The sequence below is a fragment of the Arthrobacter sp. Leaf69 genome, assembly GCF_001422645.1.
Classification (GTDB): domain Bacteria; phylum Actinomycetota; class Actinomycetes; order Actinomycetales; family Micrococcaceae; genus Arthrobacter.
Window position 1 is genome coordinate 127806 of the sequence record NZ_LMLR01000014.1, and the last position, 16350, is coordinate 144155.

The window sequence follows — 16350 nt, forward strand, 5'->3', positions numbered from 1 at the left end:
ATGGACTCCTTGTATCGAAGTAGGTCTGGCGGGGTTGGTCAGGCGGCGTGGCCGGCAAGGAGGCCGGTCACGGGTGCCCAGACCATGGTGCGGGTACCGGAGATGGCACCGGCGGAGGCGAAGGGATCCTGCTTCAGGACCTCATTCAGGGCCTGTTCGTCGGCGGCCTTGAAGATGAGCAGGGCACCGGCGCCGTCGCCGTAGGGGCCGCTGGCGAGCAGCGTTCCCTCCTGGGCAAGTCCTGCGGTCCATTCGCGATGCGCGGGGCGGGTGGCGTCGCGGGCTTCGGAGGATTCGGCGTCGTAGACGTACTCAACAGCAAAAACAGTCATACGGATACACTATCGCCCCGCCGGGCAGGTACCCATCCGGGCGGCCGCCGCGTCAGCCCAGGAAGAGCACTTTGGCCAGGGCTGCGACGCCGGCAGCCCACAGCAGGGAAGTGAGGGTGCCGATAATGAACCGCTCCGCGGCAACCGGCGTCTCCTTCAGCTCGGCAAAGCGGCCCAGGCCCTTGATGGCAACCACGTAGGCGATGGCGACCGGCTCGCCGGCCAGAATCGCGAGGCAGACTGCCAGCCGCTCCAGCACACCGATGATCGCGCCGCCGCGCAGGATCCTGACGCTGTTGACCGAGACGGCCGCGGAGCCTGCGCCGGGACTGGCGGAGCCGGAAGTGGAGCCGGAAGTGGGGGTGCCGGCGGTCGAGGGGTCAACGGTGACATCCGCCGCGGGGTCATTGGCCGGGTCCGCGGCGCCGGCGTCGGCCCTGTCGTCGATGGTGCGGGCGAGCCGGAAGACCAGCGCGGTCACGGGCCAGCCGGCGAAGCCGGCTGTGAGCAGGGTCAGCGTGATCCAGAGGGCGTCCACCGGTCTCCTTCTGTACTGTCCCGGGGGCGGGAATCCGGTTGCTGGGCCACGCCCGCGTCCCGGGCCTGGCCCGCAGGCTGCCCGCCGGCGTCGCCGGTGCCGGTGATTGCTCCATGGGCGAAGGACAGCAGCATTTCCGCCGCCGGCCTCGCTGCCCATTCTTCCTGCCAGCCGGAGCGCAGCAGCGCACGGCTCACCGATTGTTCGGTAATTCCCAGTTCCCGGGCGGCGATTTTCTGCGTGCCGTGTGTGCCGGAGTGATCGTGCTGCACCGAGCGCAGCACATCCACGACTTTCCACTGGGCGGCAGACCGGTCCTGGACGAGCCGCCCGATCAGCCGCAGCACTGCCTCGGCATTGGCGCAGGCGCGGGCGCCGGCGGATCCTGCGGGCGACGGAGCGCCCGCTCCCCTGCGCAGCCCTCCGGAGACAACGGCCAGCGGCACATGGGCGGATCCGGATTTGGCATTCTCGACGGCCACCCGCGCCGCCACGAAAGCCGGCCCGGATCCCTCCCTGGGGCTGGCAGGCAGCGGCAGGTCCACCGCGCCCACCCCGATTCCCACGTACCAGCGTCCGCTTCTCAGGGCGTGCAGGGCAATGTCGACGACTTCGTCCGGACGCTCCACGACGCCCTGCACCTCGTCGCCCACTGAGCGCTCGAAGCGCCCGGCCGTGGACAGCCCGGCCAGCTCCGCCAGGAGGCCCGGCACACGGTCCACGTCGGCGCTGCTGCCGCGCTGGTCGATGGTCATCACGTACATAGCCCCACCCTAAAGGGCTGATGTTCGATAATCAATCACTTTCAACTGATTTCTAATAATCAGCCAAATTAGGCTGATGTTAGTAAATCATCGTGATCCGGTTCGCCGGCGGGGCGCCCGCACCTACGAACGTCTCCGGCGACCGCCCGGGGGCACTTTGACACAAACACGCCGGGCGCCATCGTTCACTTCGACGGCGGACCACAGCAAAGTGCCCCCGGACCGCAGGGAATGCCGGAACCTGCCGGGTCAGCCGAAGAGGTTGACGGGCTTGACGATGTCCGCGTAGATCAGCAGGGCGCCCATGCCCATCAGCAGCACCGCCACCACATAGGTCACCGGGAGCAGCTTGGCAATATCGAAGGCGCCGGGGTCCGGGCGGCCGAAGAGCTTGGCGATCCGGCGGCGGGCCCCTTCGTACAGCGCGCCGGCCACGTGGCCGCCGTCGAGCGGCAGCAGCGGAATGAGGTTGAAGACGGCCAGGGCGAAGTTGAGGCCGGCCAGGAGCCCCACCAGGGTAGCCACCCGGGACTGCATGGGCACCTGCTCCATCGCGGCGACCTCGCCGGCCACCCGCCCTACACCCACCACGCTGATGGGCCCGTTGGGGTCGCGCGGCTCCTCACTGAAGGCCGCCTGCGCCACGCCGGCCACCCGGGCCGGCAGGTTCAGGACGACGCCGGTGATCTGCTTGATGTTCTCCCCCGCCATGGGCAGTACCGTCGACGCCGGCTGCGGCACGAGGGCGGTCTGCGCGCCGATGCCCAGGAAGCCGACGTCCTGGTACTGCAGGGTGCCGTCGTCGTTCTTGGCCTGGCGTCCGTCCTCGCCCACCACGGGACGCGCGGAGAGGACCGGCGTGACGGTGGTGGTGACCGGGACGCCGTCGCGCTCCACCGTGATGCTGACCTGTTTGTCCGCGGACGCGCGGATCCAGCCGGTGAGTTCTCCCCAGCTGGTGACGGCCTTGCCGTCGAAGGAGGTGATGACGTCGTTGGGCAACAGTCCCGCGGCGGCGGCCGGCGTGAGCTTGCAGTCGGCGGAGTCCGGGTCCACGGTTTCGCCGGCCGCGACCTGGCATTTGGAGACGTCGGCGATGGTGGTGGTCTGTGTGGCGGTGCCGAAGCCCATCAGCAGCACGGCCGTCAGCGCGAGCCCGATCAGCATGTTCATGGCCGGCCCGCCGAGCATCACAACGATCTTCTTCCAGACCGGCAGCTTGTAGAAGACGCGGTCCCCGTCGGCGGGGCCGACTTCCTCGTGGGCCAGCGAGCGGGCGTCCGAGGCGAGGGACTGGAACATGCCGGTGCTGGAGGGGCGCACCGTGCCGTCGTCCTTGTTCGGCGGGTACATGCCGATCATGGAGACGAAGCCGCCCAGCGGAATGGCCTTGAAACCGTATTCGGTCTCGCCCTTCTTGCGGGACCAGAGCGTGGGTCCGAAGCCGATCATGTATTTGGTGACCCGGACCTTGAACAGCTTCGCCGGCAGCAGGTGGCCCACCTCGTGGAGGGCAATGGACACGGCGATGCCGATCGCCACAAAGACGACACCGAGGATAAAGAGGAGGACGGGGCTCATGCTTGAATCTGCTGCTTCCTAAAAACTGGCAAACTAGACGCTTCTGACGGCTAAACGTTCGTGGGTGCGGGCGCGTGCCCATCTTTCAGCATCCAGCACGGACTCCACCGTCAGCCCGGAGGATCCTGTGTGTTCGCTGAGGACTGCTTCGATGGTATCGACGATGTCGGTGAACCGGATCCGGCCGGCATGGAACGCCATCACGGCTTCCTCGTTAGCGGCGTTGAAGACCGCCGGGAAGGTGCTCCCCTGCCGGGCGGCGTCCTTCGCCAGTCCGACGGCGGGGAACGCCGTGGTGTCCAGCGGCTCGAAAGTCCAGCTGGTGGCTTTGCTCCAGTCGCACGGCCGGGCCGCCTGCGGCACACGGTCCGGCCAGCCGAGGCCCAGGGCGATGGGCAGGCGCATATCCGGGGGTGAGGCCTGAGCAATAGTGGAGCCGTCGATGAACTGGACCATCGAGTGGACCACGGACTGCGGGTGGACCACGACGTCGATCCGGTCCAGCGGGATGTCGAAGAGCAGGTGCGCCTCAATCACTTCCAGGCCCTTGTTGACCAGGCTGGCGGAATTGGTGGTGACCATGAGCCCCATGTCCCAGGTGGGGTGGGCCAGGGCATCCTGCGGGGAGACATCGTGCAGCTCCTCGCGGGTCTTGCCGCGGAAGGGACCCCCGGACGCGGTGAGGATGAGCCGGTCCACCTCGGCCGCGGAACCGGAGCGCAGGCACTGGGCGATGGCCGAGTGTTCCGAGTCGACCGGGACGATCTGGCCTTCGCGGGCCGCGGCCTTGACCAGCGCGCCGCCGACAATCAGGGATTCCTTGTTGGCCAGGGCCAGGGTGGCACCGGATTTGAGCGCGGCCAGGGTGGGCGCCAGGCCGATCGAGCCGGTGATGCCGTTGAGCACCACGTCGGCTTCGATCTCGGCGATCCGGGTGGAGGCGTCCGGCCCGGTGATGATCTCGGGCCGGTAGCCGGTCACGCCGGCCGCGCCGGCGGCGTCGTCGATCCGTGCTTTGAGGGCGTCCGCGTCTCCGGACGCGACGCCGACGGCCCGGGCCCGGGTGTGGACGGCCTGCCGGGCCAGGAGGTCGAGGTTGCCGCCGCCAGCGCTGAGCGCCACAACCTCGAAGAGGTGCGGGGCGCCGTCGACGACGTCAATCGCCTGCGTGCCGATGGAACCGGTGGACCCGAGGAGGACGATCTTGCGCGGCTGCATGATTCAAGTATCCCGCACGCGCCCGGTGCCCGGGTTTGCCCGTCGAGTGGGCATGTCGCGGCAGTGTCGGCGCGAAACACTGCCGCGAAGTGCCACCTCGCCGCCCGTGTTGACGCCGCGGACCGCTGGCGTAACGTGGGATTCGTGGAATGGACCGCCTGGTTCGACGCGCCGGAGTACGAGTTCGCCCGGCAGGTTCTGCAGCGCGGCGTCGCCGCCCTGTTCCTGGTCGCCTTCCTGTCCTCGCATAACCAGTTCCCGGCCCTTCTCGGCGAGCGCGGACTGTTGCCGGTGCCGGATTTCGTGGCCCGCTCCGGCCGCCTGCGCCGGCCCACCCTGTTCAGCTGGCGGTACTCGGACCGGCTGTTGCGCACGGTGTGCCGGGCCGGGATGGCGATTGCCGCCACGCTGGTCCTGGGCCTGCCGCAGCTTGGCCCGCCATGGGTTCCCATGCTGGCGTTCCTGGCGCTGTGGCTGCTGTACATGTCGATCGTCAATGTGGGGCAAACCTTCTACGGCTTCGGCTGGGAGATGCTGTTGCTGGAGGCCGGGTTCATTGTGGCCTTCCTCGGCTCCGACCAGACTCCTCCGCCGCGGACCATCCTGATCCTGCTGGCCTGGCTGGTGTTCCGCCTCGAGTTTGGCGCAGGCATGATCAAGATCCGCGGCGGCCGGGAATGGCGTGACCTGACAGCCCTGTACTACCACCACGAGACCCAGCCCATGCCCGGGCCGCTCAGCCGGCAGGCGCATCTGCTGCCCAAGACGTGGCACCGGCTGGAGGTCCTCGGCAACCATTTCGCCCAGCTGGTGGTGCCGTTCTTCCTGTTCGCCCCGCAGCCGCTGGCCAGCGTGGCCGCGGGAATCATCATCTTCACGCAGCTCTGGCTGGTGGCGAGCGGGAACTTCGCCTGGCTCAACTGGATGGCGATCCTGCTCGCTTTCGCCGCGGTCAGCGACCCAGTGGCGCATGCCCTGGTCCCGGCCATCCCGCTCGACTGGCACACTGCTGCGGCAGGCAACACCGCGGATACCGGGGCGGCTGCGGCTGCGGCTGCGGCGGGCAGCCAGGCGCCGGTCGCGTGGCTCGTGGTGGTGCTGGTCGCCACCGTGTTCCTCGTAGTGCTCAGCTACCGGCCCATCGAGAACCTGTTCTCCCACTACCAGCTGATGAACGCCAGTTTCAACCGCTGGCAGCTCGGGAACACCTACGGCGCCTTCGGTTCGGTGACCAAGCAGCGGATCGAAATCGCGGTGGAAGGAACCCTCTCAGCGGAGCCCGACGAAACTGCGGACTGGCGGGAATACGGCTTCCGCGGCAAACCCGGTGACGTCCGCCGTATCCCGCGCCAGTGGGCGCCCTATCACCTGCGCCTCGACTGGCTGATGTGGTTCCTGCCGCTGCGCACCGTGCACGAGGAGTGGTTCTACGCGTTCCTGGCCAGGCTCCTGGAGGCCGACCGCCCCACGCTGCGCCTGTTGCGCCATGACCCGTTCGACGGCGCCCGGCCCCGCTGGGTGCGTGCCCGCAGCTACCTGTACCGTTTCGCCACCCGGGCGGAGTTCCGCACCACGGGCCAGCGCTGGATCCGGATTCCGCTGCACGAGTCCATCCCGCCGCTGTCCCTGCCTCCGGAGGACTGAGCCGCCGGAGGACTGAGTCCCATTCGACACAGATGGCCGGAATGGTGGTCACCATTCCGGCCATCTGTGTCGAATCACTGCGTCCTGCCTAGACGGACAACTCCTCTTTCACCGGCGCGGCCTCCAGCGAGGCCTGACGGCGGCGAAGCCACCACGAGCCCACGAAGATCAGGGCCATGGAGACATACACGATCACCGCGAACGGCGAAGAGAACAGGGCCACGGGATCGTTCTGCGACAGCTGCAGTGAGCGCCGCAGCTGAACTTCGAACATCGGCCCGAGGATCATCGCCACCACCATGGGCGCCACGGGATAGCCGTAGCGGCGCATGAAGTAGCCCAGTATGCCCACCACCAGCAGGATCCCGACGTCGACCGCCGCAAAGTTCACCGAGAACGCGCCCAGTGCCGCGAAGACCAGGATTCCCGCGTACAGGTAGGGCCGCGGGATCTGCAGGATCTTCACCCACAGGCCCACGAGGGGCAGGTTCAGCACCAGCAGCATCAGGTTTCCGACATACAGGGAGGCGATCAGGGTCCACACCAGCGCGCCCTGGTTTTCGAAGAGCAGGGGCCCGGGCTGGATCTGGTAGCGCTGGAACGCCGTCAGCATCATGGCTGCCGTCGCCGTCGTCGGGATCCCGAGCGTCAGCAGCGGGACCAGGACGCCCGCGGCCGCGGCGTTGTTCGCCGCTTCCGGACCGGCCACACCCTCGATGGCACCCTTGCCGAACTGTGCCTTGTTGCTGCCCTTGGCCAGTTTCCGCTCCGCGGCGTAGGACAGGAATGTGGAGACGTCGGCGCCGCCGGCCGGCACCGTGCCGATCGGGAACCCGATGAAGGTGCCCCGGAGCCACGGCTTCCAGGACCGCTTCCAGTCCTCCTTCGACAGCCAGGCGTTCTTGCCCTTGCTGACCGGGATGACCTCGACCGGCCCGTGCCGCAGTTTCGAGGCCACGTACAGGGCCTCACCGAGGGCGAAGAGCCCCACTGCCACGAGGACCATGTCGATGCCGTCCACCAGGGTGGGGTTGTCGAAGGTGAAGCGCTGCTGCGCGGTGCTGTCATCGATGCCGATCATCCCGATGAACAGCCCCAGGGCCAGCGACGCGAGGCCGCGCAGCACGGAGGCGCCCAGCAGGGCACCGACGGTGAGGAATGCCACGACCATAAGCGCCACATAGTCCACGGGTCCCAGGCCGACGGCCAGTTCCGCGACCACCGGCGCCAGGAAGGACAGCAGCACCGTCGCGATGGTGCCGGCGACGAACGAACCGATCGCCGCCGTCGCCAGTGCCGCCGCGCCCCGGCCCGCTTTGGCCATCTTGTTGCCCTCGAGCGCGGTGACGATCGAGGACGACTCGCCCGGCGTGTTGAGCAGGATGGAGGTGGTGGAGCCGCCGTACATGCCGCCGTAGTAGATGCCGGCGAACACGATCAGGGCGGCCGCGGGATCCAGCGCGTAGGTGATGGGCATCAGCAGAGCGACGGTCATCGCCGGACCGATGCCGGGCAGCACGCCGACGGCGGTGCCGACGAAGACGCCGCCCAGGGCATACAGCAGGTAGACCGGCTGCAGCGCCGTCGAGAAGCCCTCAAGGAGCATCATGAAGCTATCCATTGAAGAACGGCACCCCCTCAAGCAGCGGGCCCGGCGGCAGGGATACGCCCAGCAGCCCGCCGAAGACGTACTGGAGAACGAGCGCCAGCACCACGGAAATGATGACCGCTTTCCAGAGCGGCTTGGCCTCAAGCGACCACGCCGCCCCGCTGAACAGCACGGCGGCGGCAACGGGCCAGCCCGCCGGTTCGATCAGGAAGATGTGGAGCACCACGAAGCCCACGAGTTTCGCGAGGGCCATCCAGTCGGTTTTGGCGGTGGCGTCGAGGTCTTCGCTTTCCTCGGCCTGGCCCACCTTGCCACGGAACACCTGGGCGACGATTCCGGCGCCAACGATGACCAGCATGCTGCACACGATGTACGGGAAGGCCCGCGGGCCGATGCCGGTCTCCGACGGCGGGATCGGGATGGACCCCGCCGCCAGGAGACCCGCCACGCCCACGCTGACGAACACCAGGGCGAAGAGGATCTCCCCCGTGGGCCGCCTGGCGGGGGTGCTGACTTGGACGGACATTGTTACTTGACCAGGCCGATCTCAGTCAGCGTGGTCTTGACCTTGGCGATGTCCTCCGTGAGGAAGGTCTTGAACTCGTCGCCGGCGAGGAAGGCGTCGGCCCAGTTGTTCTTGGCCAGGGTGGCCTTCCAGGCTTCGGTGCCGTGCAGCTTGGTGACTACCTCGGTCAGCTTCGCCTTCTGCGCGTCATCGATGGAACCGGGCGCCACCACCCCGCGCCAGTTGGTCAGCACGACGTCGACTCCCTGGTCTTTCAGGGGCTTGACGCCCGGCAGGGCCGGCGCCTCGGACGTGCCGGATACGGCGAGCGCCCGCACCTTGCCGGCCTTGACCTGCTCGGCGTACTCCCCCACGCCGGAGATGCCGGCCTGGACCTTGTTGCCGAGCAGCGCGGCGATCGATTCGCCGCCGCCGGAGTAGCCGATGTAGTTCAGCTTGTCGGATTCGACGCCCTGGGACTTGAGGATCTGGCCGGCCAGGATGTGGTCCGCTCCGCCGGCTGAGCCGCCGGTGATCGCCACGCCCTTGCCGTTGGCCTTGATGTCATCCACGAGGTCCTTGACGGACTGGTATTTGGACGAGGCCGGGACCACCAGAACCAGCGGCTCCTCGGTCAGGCGCGCAATGGGTGTGGTGTCCTCCAGCCGGGTCTTGGCGGCGTTGGTTTCCACGGCGCCCACCATGACGTAGCCCATCACCATGAGCGTGTTGACGTCCTTCTCGGTGGCCAGCTTGGCGAGGCCGTTCGTGCCGCCGCCGCCGCCGATGTTGCTGACCTGGGCGGAGGTGACCAGTTTGTTGGACTGCAGGTCCTGCTGCATGGCACGGCCCGTCTGGTCCCAGCCGCCGCCCGGATTGGCCGGAACGATGATGCTCAGCTTCTTGATCTGGTCCCCGGCAGCGTTCTGGCCGGACGCGCCGCTTGCGCCGCCTGCACAGGCCGACAGGGCGAGGACGACGCCGGCTGCCCCGGCCGCGAGGGCGGCCCGGCGGGTGAAGTTGGGCCGGGTGAAATTGGAGTGGGAGGTCATGGTTTCTCCTAGTAGAAATGTGATGCACGTCATCGGAATCACTTCCCAGAGACTAGGAGCGGCCCGGGGTGGGGGCCAGAATTTGGCCATAGAGGTAGTAGTGGTCATATTGGTCACGGCCCGAAGCCCCGGTTTGGGCCGAGAGGCCGCGGCCGGATGGGAAACTTGTGACATGGTTCACAGGATTCCCTTACGCTTCCAACTGGTGGCGCTGCAGCTCGGCATTGTGCTGGCCGTCCTGACGGCAGTAGGGGCCGTGACCATCCGGATGCAGGAACAACAGCTCCGGGACGCGTATAAAGGCCGGCTGATCGGAGTGGCGGAAAGTGTGGCCCGGCTGCCCTCCGTGGTGGATGCCCTCGGCACGCCGCGGCCGGCGCAGACCATCCAGCCCATCGCCGAAGTCATCCGGCAGGCCTCGAATGTCACCTATGTGGTGGTGACGGACCGCGACGGCGTCCGCCAGTCCCACCCGCACCCGGCGGAAATCGGCCGGCCCGTGTCCACCGATCCGTCGGTGCCCCTCTCCGGCGAGATCTACGTCGGCACCCAGACAGGGACGCTGGGTGAGTCGTGGCGGGTCAAGGTTCCCATCTTCGACGCCGCCGGGACCGTGATCGGCTCGGCCTCGGTCGGTGTGCTGGAAAGTACCCTGGCCGAGGACCTCTACGAGGATCTGCCGCAGCTGTTCGGCTGGCTCCTCGGGGCGGCACTCCTCGGGTCGCTGGGGGCGATGTACATTTCCAAACTCGTCTGGCGCCGGATCTACAAGCTGGAGCCGGAGGACATCGCGGCCCTGCTGGAGACCCGCGACGCGATGCTCCACGGCCTGGGCGAGGGGCTCGTCGCCGTCGATGCCGAGGGGAAGGTGGCGCTGGTCAACGACGAGGCCCGCCGTCTGCTGGGCGTTGGCGAGGAAATCACCGGAAAGCCGGCCAGCGAATGCCTGGAACCCGGGATCCGCGCGCTGCTAGCCGCCGGCTCAGCCACCGAAGAACTGGTGCTCTCCGGCGAGCGGATCCTCCTGGGCAAGGTCAACGACGCCACGGTGGACGGCCGTGAAGTGGGCAAGGTCCTCATTCTTCGCGACCGGACCGAACTCCACACGATCCTCCGCGACCGCGACGGTGCCCTGGACGTGACCCAGGCGCTGCGGGCCCAGGCCCACGAATTCGCCAACAAACTGCACGTGATCTCGGGTCTCCTGGAGCTCGGCGAGCAGGCCAAGGCCGTGGAATACCTCGGCCGCAGCCACAGCGACGCCGCCTTCGTCAACCGTCCGCTGGCCGCAGGAGTCACCGATCACGACGTCCGGGCACTGCTGATAGCCAAGTCCACGGTCTGCGCCGAGCGCGGCGTGGAAATCCTGGTGAGCCCGGATTCAGTGTGCACGCCGGACAGGACCAGCGACGTCATCACGGTCCTGGGGAACCTGATCGACAATGCAGTGGATGCCGCGGGCTACGACAGCACTGTCGCGGTCCGGCTGGAGGAAACTGCCGACGGCGAACGCACCATCATGGTCGAGGACGACGGGCCCGGCGTCCCCGAGCGGCAGCGGGCCGCCGTCTTCGAGGCCGGCGTCACCACCAAGCAGGCCGAGGGAATCAACAGCCGGGGCTTCGGCCTGGCCCTTGTCCAGCGGGTGGCCCGGCGCCGGGGCGGCGCGGCGTCTGTGTCGCCGTCCGCGCTGGGCGGAGCCTGCTTTACGGTGGTACTCCGGACAAAAGAGGCGGAACTGCAAAAACTATGAGCTCCATTCGCACCCTCATCATTGACGATGACGTGGCAGTGGCCGGGATCCACCACGGGTTCCTGCTGGCCCGCGGCGGCTTCGACGTCGTCAGCCTGGCCCACACCGGGCAGCAGGGCCTCGACTTGGCGGCGGAGCTGCAGCCGGAACTGGTCCTGCTGGACATCCACCTTCCGGACATGTCCGGCCTGGACGTGCTGCAGCAGCTCCGTGGCCGCCAGCAGCCCCTGGACGTCCTGGTCATTACAGCGTCGAGGGAGCTCGACACGGTGCGCGGCGCCATGGCCGGCGGAGTGCTGCACTATCTGGTCAAGCCCTTCACGTCCCAGGCATTGAACGAGCGGCTCGACGAGTACCTGCTTCTTCGCCGGGAACTTGCCGCGGGCGGGGCTGCCGGGCCGCTGGACCAGGACAGCATCGACCGTCTCGTCGCGCCGAGCCGCCGGGCCTCAGCCGCGGATTCGGCTGCCGGGCCGGGGGCGGTGCCGGCGGCAGTCCCGGCGGTGAGGTTGCCGAAGGGCCTGTCACGGCCGACCCTGGACGCCGTCATCGAGGCGCTCAAGTCAAGCCCCGAGGACGTCTCGGCAGCCGGGATGGCCCTTCAGCTCGGACTGTCGAGGGTCAGCGCCCGGCGCTACCTCGAGTACCTGGTCATCCACGGCTTCGCACGACTTACGCCCCGCTACGGTGCGGCCGGGCGGCCGGAGAACCGGTATCTGTGGAAACGCTGAGCATGCCCGGCTTATAAATGCTTCGCAGAGCATGTCCATTGGTCGCGGCGAAACACCACGCAGGTTTGCGCCGGGAGCACCCATTCGACGCAAATGGCCGCTAAACCACCCGCCATAGCGGCCATTCGTGGCGAATCAACGAAGTCCACGACCGAGCGACCCGGGGCATGTCCCGCATTCGCGAGCGACACGGAGCATGTCCATTGGTCGCGGCGAAACACCACGCAGGTTTGCGCCGGGGAGCACCTATTCGACGCAAATGGCCGCCACCGTGCACCCATATGACGCAAATGGCCGCTATAGAACCCGCCATAGCGGCCATTCGTGGCGAATCAACGAAGTCCACGCCGTAAGGCGCCTCCTACCGAGGCACCGTCCAGCCACACGCCCGGCCAGTAAACCGAAGGCGGGAAACTCCCGCGGCTAGTGCCCGGCGCGGCGGAGGGTGGATTCGGCGTGTTTGAGGATGGGCCCGTCGATCATCTTGCCGTTGTACTGGAACACACCCGAGCCTGCCGCGGCGGCGGCGGCCAGGAGTTCGGTGGCCGCTGCGATGTCGGCTTCGGACGGCGCGTAGACCCCGCGGACAACGGCCACCTGGTTCGGGTGGATGCAGGCCTTGGAGCCAAATCCTGAGGCGACGGCGTCGCGGGCTTCGACGGCGAGGCCCTCAAGGTCCGGGATGTTGACGTAGACCGAATCGACGGCTTCCTTGCCGAACGCGCGCGCGGCCAGCAGCACGGTGGAGCGGGCATGCAGAGCGACCGCCCGGTAGGCGCCGTCGTCCGTCCTGCTGGACGTGCCGCCGAGGGAGGCGAGCAGATCCTCGGCGCCCCACATCAGCCCGACCACATTGGGTTCGGCCGCGATGGCGGCGGCGTTGACCACCCCCAGCGCCGTTTCGCAGAGCGCGATGACGCTGTAGCCCTCAAGCTCCTTGAGCTGGGCGGCACTTTCGGTCTTGGCCAGCATGATGTGCCGGTAGGGGGTGTGTTTGAGGCAATGCAGGTCCTTCTCGAACTCCTCCGTGCCGGCCGGGTTGATCCGGACGATCGTGCGGCTCGGGTCCAGCTCGGGGACGTCCCCGGTGGCGCCGAGCTGGGCGAGGATCGCGCCGCGGGCCCGCTGCTTGTCCGCCGGCGCGACGGCGTCCTCGAGGTCCACGATCACGGCGTCGGCGCGCTCGGCGGCCTTCTGGTACCGCTCGGGGCGGTCGGCGGGGCAGAACAGCAGGGCGGGGCCCATCAGGAAGCTCATGGATCTATTCTGCCCTTTTGTGCGGGGTCTGGGCTTGGGAGTGGGCTTCCCGTGTCCACATCAGGCAGCTGCGGGTGGCGAGCGCCACGACGTCGCCGTGCTGGTTGCGGCCGGTGTGCTTCATGGTCACGATCCCCTGGCCGGGCCGGGAGGAGGACAGCCGTTTCCCGGTCACTACGGTCTCCGTGTACAAAGTGTCGCCGTGGTACATCGGGTGCGGGAAGGACACGTCCGTGAGCCCCAGCTGCGCGATGATGGTGCCCTGGGTCAGCTGCGGGACGGACTGTCCCACCACCGTGGCCAGGGTGAACATGGAGTTCATCAGGCGCTGGCCGAAGGGCTGCTCGGCGCTCCACGCGGCGTCGAGGTGCAGCGCCTGGGTGTTCATGGTCATGGTGGTGAAGAGGACGTTGTCCGCCTCCGTCACAGTCCGGCCGGGCCGGTGCGCGTAGACCACGTCCTCCTCAAGCTCGTCGAAGTAGAGTCCGCGCTGTTCAATGACCCGGGGCTCTGCGACGCGGCGTTCAGCCGTGTGCTGGGAATCAGTTGTCATACCGTCAGTTCCTGGTCTTCCTCGAAGAGTTCGGCGCCGGTGGCCGTTGCCACGTCCTCGGCCGTTACGTTGGGGGCGAGTTCGCGCAACACCAGCCGGGACTGTCCGCCTTCAGCCACGACGTCGATCACCGCGAGGTCCGTGATGATCCGGTCCACGCAGGCCTTACCGGTCAGGGGCAGCGTGCACTGTTCCACGATCTTGGGCCGGCCGTTCCGGTCCACGTGCTCCATCATCACGATCACCTTCTTGGCGCCGAACACCAGGTCCATGGCGCCGCCCATGCCTTTGACCATCTTGCCGGGGATCATCCAGTTGGCCAGGTCGCCGTTCCGGGCCACTTCCATCGCGCCGAGCACAGCGACATCCACATGCCCGCCGCGGATCATCCCGAAGGAGGCGGCGGAGTCGAAGAACGCAGCCCCCTTGTTGACCGTGACGGTTTCCTTGCCTGCATTGATCAGGTCCGGATCCACGGCGTCTTCCGCCGGATACGGCCCGACGCCGAGAATCCCGTTTTCGGAGTGCAGCACCACTTCGACGCCCGCGGGGATGTAGTTGGGAATCAGCGTGGGCATGCCGATGCCGAGGTTGACGTACTGCCCGTTGTGCAGCTCCTGCGCCACCCGCGCGGCCAGTTCGTTCCGCGTCCAGCCCTTGCTCTCCACACCGGCGGGGTGTTCGACGGCGGCGGGCCGGTATTCGTGGCGGATCGCCTCGGGACGGGGCGGCGCCCCGGGCAGGCTGTTGGATTCCATGGCCTAGGCTCCTGACGGGATTGTTGCGGGGGCTGCAGTGGAGGTAGCGGCAGCTGGGCTTCCGGACGCTGCAGACAGCGCCACCGTCCGCTTCTCGATCCGCTTCTCGACGTCCGGCGCGAGCACGATGCGCTGGACGAAGATGCCGGGAATGTGGACGTGTTCGGGGTCCAGCTCGCCAGGTTCGACGAGCTCCTCGACCTCGGCGATGGTGATCTTTCCGGCCATGGCGCAGAGCGGGTTGAAGTTCATCGCGGTGGCATGGAAGACCAGGTTGCCGTGGCGGTCGCCCTTCCAGGCGTGCACCAGGCCGAAATCGGGGGTCAGCGATTCCTCGAGGACATAGTCGGCGCCGTGGAAGCTGCGGACCTCCTTGGCCGCCGAGGCGATCGCGATGGTGCCGTCGGCGTCGTACTTCTGCGGCAGGCCGCCGTCGGAGACCTGGGTGCCGACGCCGGCCGGTGTGTAGAACGCCGGGATCCCCGCCCCGCCGGCACGCAGCTTTTCGGCCAGCGTGCCCTGCGGGGTGAGGACCACCTCAAGCTCGCCGGCGAGGTATTGCCGGGCGAACTCCTTGTTCTCCCCCACGTAGGAGCTGATGGTGCGGCGGATCCGGCCGTCCTTCAGCAGGATCCCGAGACCCCAGTCGTCGACGCCGCAGTTGTTGCTGACGGTCTCCAGGTTCGTGGCGCCGCTTTGATGAAGGGCCTCGATCAAGGCCACGGGTATGCCGCACAGGCCGAACCCGCCGACGGCGAGCGAGGCGCCGTCGTGGATGTCCGCCACGGCCTCGGCGGCGCTGGCCACAACTTTGTTGATCATCGGTGATCCTTCCCTCGACGGTTGCGGCCAGCGGGCCGGTTAGAGCCCCAGTTCGCGGGCGATCAGCATCAGCTGGACCTCCGTGGTGCCCTCGCCGACTTCAAGGATCTTGGAGTCGCGGTAGTGGCGCGCCACGGTGAATTCGTTGATGAAGCCATAGCCGCCGAACACCTGGGTGGCGTCCCGCGCGTTGTCCATGGCTGCCTCGCCTGCGACCATCTTAGCGATGGCCGCCTGCGTCTTGAACGGCTTGCCGGCGAGCATCCGGGCGGCCGCGTCGTAGTAGGCCAGGCGGGCAGTGTGGGTCCGCGCTTCCATGCGGGCGATCTTGAAGGCGATGGCCTGGTACTTGCCGATGTTCTGCCCGAACGCGCTGCGTTCCTTGGCGTATTTCACCGACTGGTCCACGCATCCCTGCGCCGCACCGACGGCCAGTGCGGCGATCGCGATCCGGCCCTCATCCAGGATGGACAGGAAGTTGGCATAGCCGCGGCCTTGCGTGCCGAGGAGGTTTGCCTCGGGGACGTGGACGTTGTCGAGGGTCAGCGGGTGGGTGTCCGAGGCGTTCCAGCCGACCTTGTTGTAGGCCTTCTCCGCCTTGAAGCCCGGGGTGTTGGTGGGCACCAGGATGGTGGAGATTTCCTTCTTGATGCTGCCGTCGGAGCGTTCTTCCTGGCCGGTCACCGCGGTGACGGTGACAAGCCGGGTGATGTCGGTGCCGGAGTTGGTGATGAACTCCTTGTTGCCGTTGATGACCCACTCCCCGCCGCCGAGCTTCGCGGTGGTTTTGGTGCCACCGGCGTCGGAGCCTGCTTCCGGCTCGGTCAGGCCGAAGCCCGCGAGCGCCTTGCCGGAGGCCAGCAGCGGCAGCCACTCCTGCTTCTGCGCCTCGTTGCCGAAGCGGTGGATCGGCATGGCGCCGAGGGAGACGCCGGCCTCCAGCGTGATAGCGACGGACTGGTCCACCCGGCCGAGCTGTTCGAGGGCGAGGGCGAGGGCGAAGTAGTCGCCGCCCATGCCGCCGAATTCCTCCGGGAAGGGCAGTCCGAAGAGGCCCATGTCCGCCATCTGGGAGACCACCTCGTAGGGGAAGCTGTGCTCTTCGTCGTGCTTGGCGGAGACCGGAGCCACCACTTCGTCGGCGAACTGGCGGACGGTGTCGCTGAGGTCCTGGTAGTCCTCGCTGAGTTCAAAATCTGGCATGGTGACTCCTTTGTCTGTGGTGCTGTCTGT

16 protein-coding genes are annotated in these 16350 nt (G+C 67.7%); 3 read left to right on the top strand and 13 right to left on the bottom strand.

The features are described from left to right. Window positions 1-38: 38 nt before the first annotated feature. From ASE96_RS15845 to dxr, 5 genes are all read right to left on the bottom strand, one after another. A complete protein-coding gene (locus tag ASE96_RS15845; RefSeq protein ID WP_056432544.1) occupies window positions 39-332 on the bottom strand; it encodes a YciI family protein in 294 nt (97 codons plus the stop codon). A 52-nt stretch (window positions 333-384) separates the two neighbouring features. Further along, window positions 385-870, bottom strand: a complete 486-nt coding sequence (locus ASE96_RS15850; RefSeq protein WP_056432547.1) for a hypothetical protein — start codon at window positions 868-870, stop codon at window positions 385-387. After that, window positions 846-1634: a MarR family transcriptional regulator gene (locus tag ASE96_RS15855; RefSeq protein WP_326952668.1), complete on the bottom strand. Its 789-nt coding sequence runs from the start codon at window positions 1632-1634 to the stop codon at window positions 846-848. The genes ASE96_RS15850 and ASE96_RS15855 overlap by 25 nt, the downstream gene beginning before the upstream one ends. A gap of 249 nt (window positions 1635-1883) precedes the next feature. Continuing rightward, window positions 1884-3215: a M50 family metallopeptidase gene (locus tag ASE96_RS15860; protein WP_056432550.1), complete on the bottom strand. Its 1332-nt coding sequence runs from the start codon at window positions 3213-3215 to the stop codon at window positions 1884-1886. A gap of 33 nt (window positions 3216-3248) precedes the next feature. Continuing rightward, entirely contained in the window at window positions 3249-4433 is a 1185-nt protein-coding gene (gene dxr, locus ASE96_RS15865; protein ID WP_056432552.1) for a 1-deoxy-D-xylulose-5-phosphate reductoisomerase, read from the bottom strand. Window positions 4434-4577: 144 nt separating this feature from the next. On the opposite strand from dxr, the gene ASE96_RS15870 reads away from it, so the two are divergent. Continuing rightward, entirely contained in the window at window positions 4578-6077 is a 1500-nt protein-coding gene (locus tag ASE96_RS15870; protein ID WP_056432858.1) for a lipase maturation factor family protein, read from the top strand. Window positions 6078-6165: 88 nt separating this feature from the next. Here ASE96_RS15870 and ASE96_RS15875 read toward each other — a convergent pair whose 3' ends face one another. The 3 genes from ASE96_RS15875 to ASE96_RS15885 are packed head-to-tail and all read right to left on the bottom strand — an operon-like array spanning window position 6166 to window position 9243. Then, complete coding sequence (locus ASE96_RS15875) at window positions 6166-7698, bottom strand: tripartite tricarboxylate transporter permease (protein WP_056432555.1); 1533 nt, start codon at window positions 7696-7698, stop codon at window positions 6166-6168. Next, window positions 7691-8212, bottom strand: a complete 522-nt coding sequence (locus ASE96_RS15880) for a tripartite tricarboxylate transporter TctB family protein (RefSeq protein ID WP_056432558.1) — start codon at window positions 8210-8212, stop codon at window positions 7691-7693. The genes ASE96_RS15875 and ASE96_RS15880 overlap by 8 nt, the downstream gene beginning before the upstream one ends. A 2-nt stretch (window positions 8213-8214) precedes the next feature. Beyond that, on the bottom strand, window positions 8215-9243 hold the full coding sequence (locus tag ASE96_RS15885) for a Bug family tripartite tricarboxylate transporter substrate binding protein (RefSeq protein WP_056432560.1): 1029 nt from the start codon (window positions 9241-9243) through the stop codon (window positions 8215-8217). Window positions 9244-9415: 172 nt separating this feature from the next. Between ASE96_RS15885 and ASE96_RS15890 the strand changes: the two genes are divergently transcribed. Both ASE96_RS15890 and ASE96_RS15895 read left to right on the top strand, forming a co-directional pair. Further along, the gene (locus tag ASE96_RS15890; protein WP_056432563.1) at window positions 9416-10996 is read left to right on the top strand and encodes an ATP-binding protein; all 1581 of its coding nucleotides are present in this window, start codon (window positions 9416-9418) and stop codon (window positions 10994-10996) included. Beyond that, entirely contained in the window at window positions 10993-11727 is a 735-nt protein-coding gene (locus ASE96_RS15895) for a response regulator (RefSeq protein ID WP_056432565.1), read from the top strand. The genes ASE96_RS15890 and ASE96_RS15895 overlap by 4 nt, the downstream gene beginning before the upstream one ends. 423 nt (window positions 11728-12150) lie before the next feature. Here the strand turns inward: ASE96_RS15895 and ASE96_RS15900 are convergent, their stop codons facing one another. The 5 genes from ASE96_RS15900 to ASE96_RS15920 are packed head-to-tail and all read right to left on the bottom strand — an operon-like array spanning window position 12151 to window position 16320. After that, a complete protein-coding gene (locus ASE96_RS15900) occupies window positions 12151-12984 on the bottom strand; it encodes an HpcH/HpaI aldolase/citrate lyase family protein (RefSeq protein ID WP_056432568.1) in 834 nt (277 codons plus the stop codon). A gap of 4 nt (window positions 12985-12988) precedes the next feature. Beyond that, entirely contained in the window at window positions 12989-13537 is a 549-nt protein-coding gene (locus ASE96_RS15905; RefSeq protein WP_056432570.1) for a MaoC family dehydratase, read from the bottom strand. Next, entirely contained in the window at window positions 13534-14295 is a 762-nt protein-coding gene (locus tag ASE96_RS15910) for a CoA transferase subunit B (RefSeq protein WP_056432573.1), read from the bottom strand. Before ASE96_RS15910 ends, ASE96_RS15905 begins: the two co-directional genes overlap by 4 nt. A 3-nt stretch (window positions 14296-14298) precedes the next feature. Continuing rightward, window positions 14299-15117, bottom strand: coding sequence for a CoA transferase subunit A (locus ASE96_RS15915; protein ID WP_056432576.1), 819 nt, complete (start codon window positions 15115-15117; stop codon window positions 14299-14301). Window positions 15118-15156: 39 nt separating this feature from the next. Next, a complete protein-coding gene (locus ASE96_RS15920; protein ID WP_056432579.1) occupies window positions 15157-16320 on the bottom strand; it encodes an acyl-CoA dehydrogenase family protein in 1164 nt (387 codons plus the stop codon). Window positions 16321-16350: the final 30 nt, after the last annotated feature.

Bases quoted from the DNA above. Each gene is read 5' to 3' on its own strand.
- ASE96_RS15895 (WP_056432565.1), top strand. From the start codon at position 10,993: ATGAGCTCCATTCGCACCCTCATCATTGACGATGACGTGGCAGTGGCC.
- ASE96_RS15885 (WP_056432560.1), bottom strand. From the start codon at position 9,243: ATGACCTCCCACTCCAATTTCACCCGGCCCAACTTCACCCGCCGGGCC.
- ASE96_RS15845 (WP_056432544.1), bottom strand. From the start codon at position 332: ATGACTGTTTTTGCTGTTGAGTACGTCTACGACGCCGAATCCTCCGAA.
- ASE96_RS15905 (WP_056432570.1), bottom strand. From the start codon at position 13,537: ATGACAACTGATTCCCAGCACACGGCTGAACGCCGCGTCGCAGAGCCC.
- ASE96_RS15890 (WP_056432563.1), top strand. From the start codon at position 9,416: ATGGTTCACAGGATTCCCTTACGCTTCCAACTGGTGGCGCTGCAGCTC.
- ASE96_RS15910 (WP_056432573.1), bottom strand. From the start codon at position 14,295: ATGGAATCCAACAGCCTGCCCGGGGCGCCGCCCCGTCCCGAGGCGATC.
- ASE96_RS15915 (WP_056432576.1), bottom strand. From the start codon at position 15,117: ATGATCAACAAAGTTGTGGCCAGCGCCGCCGAGGCCGTGGCGGACATC.
- dxr (WP_056432552.1), bottom strand. From the start codon at position 4,433: ATGCAGCCGCGCAAGATCGTCCTCCTCGGGTCCACCGGTTCCATCGGC.
- ASE96_RS15855 (WP_326952668.1), bottom strand. From the start codon at position 1,634: ATGTACGTGATGACCATCGACCAGCGCGGCAGCAGCGCCGACGTGGAC.
- ASE96_RS15860 (WP_056432550.1), bottom strand. From the start codon at position 3,215: ATGAGCCCCGTCCTCCTCTTTATCCTCGGTGTCGTCTTTGTGGCGATC.
- ASE96_RS15875 (WP_056432555.1), bottom strand. From the start codon at position 7,698: ATGGATAGCTTCATGATGCTCCTTGAGGGCTTCTCGACGGCGCTGCAG.
- ASE96_RS15900 (WP_056432568.1), bottom strand. From the start codon at position 12,984: ATGAGCTTCCTGATGGGCCCCGCCCTGCTGTTCTGCCCCGCCGACCGC.
- ASE96_RS15920 (WP_056432579.1), bottom strand. From the start codon at position 16,320: ATGCCAGATTTTGAACTCAGCGAGGACTACCAGGACCTCAGCGACACC.
- ASE96_RS15880 (WP_056432558.1), bottom strand. From the start codon at position 8,212: ATGTCCGTCCAAGTCAGCACCCCCGCCAGGCGGCCCACGGGGGAGATC.